This window comes from Pelodictyon luteolum (assembly GCF_001622165.1).
GTDB lineage: Bacteria > Bacteroidota > Chlorobiia > Chlorobiales > Chlorobiaceae > Chlorobium > Chlorobium luteolum_B.
The window spans coordinates 1-1,370 of the sequence record NZ_LVWG01000008.1 but is presented as its reverse complement, the minus strand read 5'-3'; the positions used below and the strand labels follow the sequence as shown (position 1 = coordinate 1,370).

The 1,370-nt window shown below is 53.0% G+C and carries 2 protein-coding genes; both read right to left on the bottom strand.

Annotated elements, in window-relative coordinates:
* Positions 1-126: 126 nt before the first annotated feature.
* Positions 127-315: a 4Fe-4S binding protein gene (locus A3K90_RS00665; RefSeq protein WP_041463710.1), complete on the bottom strand. Its 189-nt coding sequence runs from the start codon at positions 313-315 to the stop codon at positions 127-129.
* A 172-nt stretch (positions 316-487) separates the two neighbouring features.
* On the bottom strand, positions 488-1,370 hold an 883-nt coding region (locus tag A3K90_RS00660), incomplete at its 5' end, for a ferrochelatase (RefSeq protein ID WP_303680688.1).

The following is a 1,370-nucleotide window of genomic DNA, read 5'->3' as shown; positions in this document are numbered from 1 at the left end:
CAAATCATTTTGTCGCTTTTTCAAAAAAAAACAGCCCCTACCAGTGGGGCCGCCGAAAAAATGGTCTGAAATAGCCGCGTCCCCCTCGCAGCACATAGCAGCGAGGGAACAACGCGTTACTTACAATCAAGCCTTTTCTATGCTGTCGCTCGGGCATACCGCGACGCAGGCGGGCTCATCATGATGGCCGACACAATCAACGCATTTGGTCGCATCGATTACGTAGGTATCATCACCCGGGGAGATTGCGTTGACCGGGCATTCCGGCTCGCAGGCACCGCACATGATGCAGGTGTCGTTGATTTTATGTGCCATGAGAACAGTTCCTGATTAAGTTTCTAAAAAACGCAACGCATTGAAATAATGACAGTTGCGCCTCAATATAGCAATAGTTCGGCCAATCCGGCTTCAGCCTTCGTAAAAAGCATGCAACAACAAAAACATGCATGCCGGCCTGCATGTATGGGCAAGGCGCCATCATTGCATATCAGCAACCAGCATCAACTGCAGCGAAAATTCTAGCTGCAAGATGGCCTATGAAATCCTCAGAATCATTGACACAGGGCAGGAAATGCACATCCTCGACAGGTCCCCTGTCGGCATGCCTCCTGGCATAAAGAAGAGTTTCCGTCCCGTCAGAAAAATACCCGCAGCTGAATACATCTGCTCGGTCAACCCCGGCACCGATGAGTGCATCGAGCGATGCTGGAAAGGAAGGCCAAGTCCAGGTTCCTCCCATATCGTGGTTGTAATGCGTTACATCAACGCGGGTGTAATGGTTGCGTGGATCGGCAAGCACGGCATTTCGGAGTGCGTGAGCCATACTCCGGGTCTCATTGACTCCGGTATGGAAGTCCGGCTCACGACCATGGACATCCTTGATGATGGTACCATGAAAAGCCAGCAAAAGCGCGATGCCCGCATCGTTCCGGCCATGGCGGAAAATGTGGTCAACGTTTACCATCCTAAGGCCGGGATCATCCCAGAAGCCGTCGACGACAACAGGTGTCGGCCCATCCACTGCATCCCGGCATTTTTCCGACAGAAGGGAGAGGGTTCCTGCTGTCATGCGGCTGTCAACCGGCGACATTGATACCAGCAGACGTGCATCATGGCTCCGGGTTTCCTGGAGAATATCGGAAATGAACGGGGGCGTGGCGTGGAATGCGGAGAATACATCATATTCGGCATGCCGGTTCTTGCAACAAATCTGTAGCCGATCTTTGAGAAGCGCTGTCTGATCCCGGGTAATCCTATTCTGGGGTGAACGGTATCGGCTTGCGTGGAATGCCAAACGGTTCTTCATGCCGCCCACCACCGAAGCGACAAGGCGAACAGCGCTAGGCAGTACCATCACCTCTGCTGCATGG

What these genes read in the sequence shown, in the direction of transcription:
- A3K90_RS00665 (WP_041463710.1), bottom strand. Translation starts at nt 315, where the DNA reads ATGGCACATAAAATCAACGACACCTGCATCATGTGCGGTGCCTGCGAG.